Source organism: Chlorobium ferrooxidans DSM 13031 (assembly GCF_000168715.1).
In the GTDB taxonomy this organism is placed as follows: domain Bacteria; phylum Bacteroidota; class Chlorobiia; order Chlorobiales; family Chlorobiaceae; genus Chlorobium; species Chlorobium ferrooxidans.
In genome coordinates this window covers 1-5,237 of sequence record NZ_AASE01000044.1, presented here as the reverse complement: position 1 = coordinate 5,237, position 5,237 = coordinate 1, and the positions used below count along the sequence as shown (strand labels likewise).

Sequence of the window (5,237 nt, the reverse complement as noted above, 5' to 3'; positions counted from 1 at the left end):
TGGTACTGTCCCGCTTTGTGTCATCGATCCCGGAGGCATCAGCATTTTTGGCCATGTTGCGGGCATACTGACCGGTAATCTTCCACGGCAGCTTTTCCGTGATCTGGCCGCCGACGGTACCGAACAGCTCGGCTATATTGAAATCCTTTTTGGAATAGTCGTATGCCGGAGAGTAGGTGGTCGTGTTGACTACATCGAAATTCGCATAGTTATAGTAACCGGCTCCTAATTGATAACTCACGTCGCTGATCTCACCTTTATATGCCGCCTGGCCAGCCAGAATATAGGCATCCTTTTCTGCTACCGCCGTTCTGGATGAACGCTCGTTAAGCGGGAAGTAGCCGACAACTGCCGTCAGGCCATCCTTCTCCTTGCCGTCACTCTCCTTGCCATACTGGAGCGTTAACCCTTCAAAGGTAAGATCGCTGTCCCATACCAGATCGTTGACCACGACCAGATCACTGGCAACAGCCCGTTTACCCAGAATGATATTGGCCGCTCCGTTCATGCCGTAAGCCATCGGATGGTAGTCGATGAAGTATTCGTTCAGGTAGACCGGATCGGCAAGAAACTGATCATCAATGGTCTCGTTGCGGGAGGTCGTTTCCGTAAGACTTCCGGTCGAGAGCTGTACTCCGCCGGAAAGCTCTTCATTGATCCACGGATAGACACCAAGACGGACACGGCTGCGGTGGCGGTCGCGACTGTGTTCTCCGGTAGCGCCATCGGTGTGGCGAAGATCGGACTGATAACGGTAACGCAGATCACCTTTCCATATCAGGTCAACAGCCTCGGCGTTACTGAATCCGAGGGCCGCTGCAAGACCGACCATCATTGCTATTTTTTTCATGCTCTTTTGGGTTGGTTGATGTTGTGAGTACACAAAACTTTTATCGCATCATTTTTGCTCTCCAAACATACAATTAGTAGTGTTAAGGAATTGTTACAGGAGTGTTGCAGGATTGTGAACAAAAAACAGAGAGAGGCGGGAAGTGCTGTTCCTGTCGGGTGGATTCAGAAATCGCTGTGCATAAAGAGGGCAATGCCCGGCTGCCTGCCGGTGTTTATCCGGCACTACGGGAGGATCCGGAGGGTGAAAGCTGTTTTTAAAACGTGGTTTTCGGGGGGAATGCGTTGCTGAAGGAGTTGATTGCCATGGTAGAGGAGAGCCGGAATCCTTCGCCGTAGGTGACGCCGATCTGCTCACCGAAGTAGCGGGCTCGTGCTTCCAGTCCGGTAAGAAACTCCGGGCGTTTGATCAGGGTTTCCGGCTCTCCGGTTGTTCCTTCACGGTGGAATTGCGACGCAAAGGCAAGAACGCCTTTTCGTGAAGCGGTAAAGGTTTCCGAAACATCGACAATCAGTTGCGGTTCAAGGTGTTTGAACTGGATGTAGTAGAGCAGATGGTGAGGGCGGTGAGCTTCCTGGAGTGATCCGTTCAGGCTGGTTTCAAGCTGTTTCAGGCCTGCATAGTAGCAGGCGTCAGTGACCAGTTTTGATGCTTTGGAGTGATCGGGATGCCGTTCGTCCGAAGGATTGCAAAAAACCACATCAGGCCTGAAGGCTCTGATGACACGGATGATTTCGGCAAGGTTCTCTTCTGTATAAAAAAGTTTTGAGTCTCCAAGGTCGAGGGTTGTGCGGCACCGGTAACCCATTACGGCGGCAGCACGCTCAGCTTCATCACGCCTTGTTTCAGGAGTTCCGCTTGTTCCCATCTCACCTCTTGTCAGGTCGCAGACTGCAACCTGACGGCCTTCGCCGATGATTTTCAGCAGGGTGGCTCCGCATGAGAGTTCCACATCATCAGGGTGGGCACCGAAAGCAAGTGCATAGACCTTTTGAGCTGCTCTATCCGGTTCTCTTCTCATAATTGTGGTTATATTCTGACGATCTCGATTTGCTTATTCTCCTGACACGGCTTGTCTGCTGCCGATAACCAAGAAAATTCCGAACAATGCTGAAAGTAAAGATAGTTCGCCTTAACAAACAAGCGGTTCTTCCGGTTTATGCAACCGCCCACGCAGCGGGAATGGATATTTCAGCCTGCATTGAAGAGCCGCTCACCATCGCCCCCTTGACAACAGCACTGATTCCTTCCGGTTTTGCCCTTGAACTCCCGGAGGGGTATGAGGCACAACTTCGGCCAAGAAGCGGTCTGGCCCTTCGATCGATGATCTCGCTGCCCAACAGTCCTGCTACCATTGATGCCGATTACCGTGGAGAGGTCAAGGTTATTCTCATCAACTACGGCCGGGAGCCTTTTATTGTGCGCAATGGTGACCGGATAGCACAGATGGTTGTGGCAAAAGTCGAGAACGTCTCGTTTGATGAGGTCAGTGAGCTTGGTTCAACGGCAAGGGGTGACGGGGGGTTCGGGCATACGGGAACCGGCAGACAGTGAAGATTATGGCGGCAACCACCGGCTCGGCTGGGGGCTTGATCAGCCTGTTTTCAGATACTCAAGACCAAATTTGTCAAGCTTTCTGTAGAGGGTTGCCCTGCCGATGCCAAGCATGCGGGCGGTTTTTGTAAGGTTGCCCTGGGAAGCCTTGTAGGCCTTGATGATCGCATCCCTCTCATGCTCTTCGAGCGAATAGGAGATCTTGCTCGCGGCTTTCTGATCAGGTAAAGCCTGTTCAACGGTTTTTTCCGGTACGGTTTTCTCGGCAGCGTGCGTTCCGGCTGAACCCGGAATAAGAGCAGAGCGCAGTGTTTCGATCAAGTTGCCTTTTCTGGTTACAGCAGCCCGCTGTACGGCATTTTTAAGCTCCCGTATATTACCCGGCCACTGATAGCCCTCAATACTGTCGAGCGCATCCGGAGCCAGCTGAAGCGATTCCAGATTGTTGGCACTTGAAAACTCGTCGAGAAAATGGCGGATGAGAAGCGGAATATCTTCGGGACGTTCCCTGAGAGGGGGGATGTAAAGGGGAAACTCCTCAAGGCGGTAGTAGAGATCCTCCCTGAAAAGATTGTTTTTTATTGCCTGAGAGAAATCCCTGTTGGTTGCCGAGATGACCCTGAAATTGACACTCTTTTCGCTTTTTTCTCCAACGCGCCTGATTTTTCTCTCCTGGAGAGCACGAAGCACCTTTGCCTGTACGTCTGAATCCATGTCTCCGATCTCATCAAGAAAGATGGTGCCATTGTCCGCCTGCTCAAAAAACCCGGTATGATCAGTGTTTGCACCGGTAAATGAGCCTTTGACATGGCCGAACAGCAGGCTGTCGGCAAGATTGTTGGAGATAGCTGCGCAGTTAACCGAAACAAACGGACCTTTTTTTCGTTTGCTGCCGTAATGAATCGCTTCGGCAAACAACTCCTTGCCGGAACCGCTCTCTCCGATAATAAGAACGTTCAGGTCGGTCTCCATGACCTGTATGACCTGCTCCATGGTATGTTTGATTACCGGGCTGGAACCGATAATTTTCCTGAACAGGTTCTGACTTTTCAGCTCTTTCTGAAGCAGTTGCACCTGACTTTGCAGGGATGACTCCGCCAGTGCATTGCGCATGACAATTTCAAGCCTGTCGATGCTCAGGGGTTTGGTCAGGTACTCGAAAGCTCCGAGTTTAATGCATTTGACGGCATGGGGAATATCGTGTGAAGCCGTGATCATAATGACAGGCGTCACAATGTTGTGCGCCTTCATGTGCAGCATCACTTCAAAGCCATCTTTCTTGGGCATGTTGATGTCAAGCAGAATGACATTCGGGGCCTGTTCGGTAAGGCATCGAATGCACTCCTCACCGTCCTCTGCCACGATGGGAACATAGCCCATTTTCTGTACAAAATGGCTGAGAATCCGGCGCGATGTATTGTCATCGTCAGCAATGAGCACAACACTTTTTTTGGTTGCTGCGGTTTTGCTTCCGGTATAGCGATTATATTGACCCTCTTTCAATGCACCTTTCGTTTGCCTGCTTCAGGGGATAGGGCTATCGCTGTGCTGTGATAGCCCTATCTCCCTCAAACTATTATTCAATCAGAGATTGCCAACTCTTTCTGTATTGTTTTTCTGCTCTGTTGCCCCGTATTGAATTTTCGCGTCAGATTTTCGGTTTCAATACAGGTGCTGATGCAGACGCCGCTGTTGATACCGGAGCCGGTGCCGGTGTTGATGATGATCACGAAGCCGGTGCTGATACCGGAGCCGGAGCAGTTACAGGAGCTGGAGCTGGTGCCGGAATTTGAACTTCAGGAACAACCTCTTTCTGGGTGAAATGAATCTCCTTGACCTCTTTTTTGTGGCGATCTTCACTGCTGCCGATTTTTGCAGATGCCATGGCATTGCCGACAAGCTGTCCAAGACCTGCACTTACATTGTCAAACAGGTTCTGTACCTGGCCGGAGCTGACGGTCGAGACTGTTGCATTCAGATTATCGAGCAGGTTTTTAAACAGTTTGCCGAGTTCCTGAAACGAGCTCTGTACCTGTTCGGAGTTCAGTGTGGCGGTCACACCATCAATCAACTGTCCTGATACCGTGTTGACGTTATCGATCAACTTGCCCGAAACCGAATTGACATTATTGATGATGCCCTGTACAGGTTCGGATTTGATGGTTGAGGTAACACCGTCGATCAGTTGTTCGGTCGCTGAGCTTACTGTGGTGATAATGCCCTGGACGGATTCAATGGTTGAGTCAATCAGAATGCCGACATTGCCGATCAGATTGGCCATATCGCCGTTGCCGACATTGGACTCGGTGCTTTTCTGTACAGCCGGTTTTGGTGCGCCCGCAGGCGTGTTCAGTTCTTCTGCCATAGTGGTATCTTGTTATAGGTAGATAATTAATTGTAATTACCGGAATATAAGAAATCTATTTACCAAGTCCGCCACTGTCGGATGTATTTTGACCGGGTTATGCATCGTTGTACTCTCCGATCTTCTTCTTTGGCCTCAGAGAAAAAACAGGGATAAACTCCTGTGAAATTTTGTTTCCTTGCTGCTTGTTATTTGCAGTTTGAACTATGGATTATGGTACCGAAACCGTGAGGTATTAACGATGACCGGAAGTGAATGGTTGTGGATGGAGAGCTACCCTTAACGCAGGAGCCCGATGTTGCATGCAACGAACTGATTATTTTAATATGATTTATGTAATGATGATGGGTGCTGAAAAACAGTACCCCGAGCCATGGATGGTTTTAATCGGGATTTTAATGTTCGTCTCCTCATATTTTCTTCTCAAACGATGAATGAGTGCATCAAGTGCGCGATTTCCGAATCGTA

Annotated in this window: 6 protein-coding genes; 1 reads left to right on the top strand and 5 read right to left on the bottom strand. The window is 50.0% G+C overall.

Going from position 1 to position 5,237, the window contains the following annotated elements; genetic code table 11:
- On the bottom strand, positions 1 to 850 hold an 850-nt coding region (locus CFERDRAFT_RS11545; protein ID WP_040433868.1), incomplete at its 3' end, for a putative porin.
- A gap of 256 nt (positions 851 to 1,106) precedes the next feature.
- Positions 1,107 to 1,871: a bacillithiol biosynthesis deacetylase BshB1 gene (bshB1, locus tag CFERDRAFT_RS11540; RefSeq protein ID WP_006367401.1), complete on the bottom strand. Its 765-nt coding sequence runs from the start codon at positions 1,869 to 1,871 to the stop codon at positions 1,107 to 1,109.
- Positions 1,872 to 1,957: 86 nt separating this feature from the next.
- Between bshB1 and dut the strand changes: the two genes are divergently transcribed.
- Positions 1,958 to 2,404: a dUTP diphosphatase gene (gene dut / locus CFERDRAFT_RS11535; protein ID WP_006367400.1), complete on the top strand. Its 447-nt coding sequence runs from the start codon at positions 1,958 to 1,960 to the stop codon at positions 2,402 to 2,404.
- Between the two features lie 39 nt (positions 2,405 to 2,443).
- On the opposite strand, the gene CFERDRAFT_RS11530 is transcribed toward dut, so the two are convergent.
- From CFERDRAFT_RS11530 to CFERDRAFT_RS12715, 3 genes are all read right to left on the bottom strand, one after another.
- Positions 2,444 to 3,907: a sigma-54-dependent transcriptional regulator gene (locus CFERDRAFT_RS11530; protein WP_006367403.1), complete on the bottom strand. Its 1,464-nt coding sequence runs from the start codon at positions 3,905 to 3,907 to the stop codon at positions 2,444 to 2,446.
- 223 nt (positions 3,908 to 4,130) lie between these two features.
- Positions 4,131 to 4,769 carry a chlorosome envelope protein H gene (gene csmH / locus CFERDRAFT_RS11525; protein ID WP_006367402.1) on the bottom strand — a complete coding sequence of 213 codons (639 nt, stop codon included), beginning with the start codon at positions 4,767 to 4,769 and terminating at the stop codon, positions 4,131 to 4,133.
- A 331-nt stretch (positions 4,770 to 5,100) separates the two neighbouring features.
- Positions 5,101 to 5,237 (bottom strand): helix-turn-helix domain-containing protein (locus tag CFERDRAFT_RS12715; RefSeq protein ID WP_198002413.1); only part of this gene is annotated, 137 nt, incomplete at its 5' end.

Coding starts and splice junctions, on each gene's coding strand:
- bshB1 (WP_006367401.1), bottom strand. CDS start 1,871: ATGAGAAGAGAACCGGATAGAGCAGCTCAAAAGGTCTATGCACTTGCT.
- csmH (WP_006367402.1), bottom strand. CDS start 4,769: ATGGCAGAAGAACTGAACACGCCTGCGGGCGCACCAAAACCGGCTGTA.
- dut (WP_006367400.1), top strand. CDS start 1,958: ATGCTGAAAGTAAAGATAGTTCGCCTTAACAAACAAGCGGTTCTTCCG.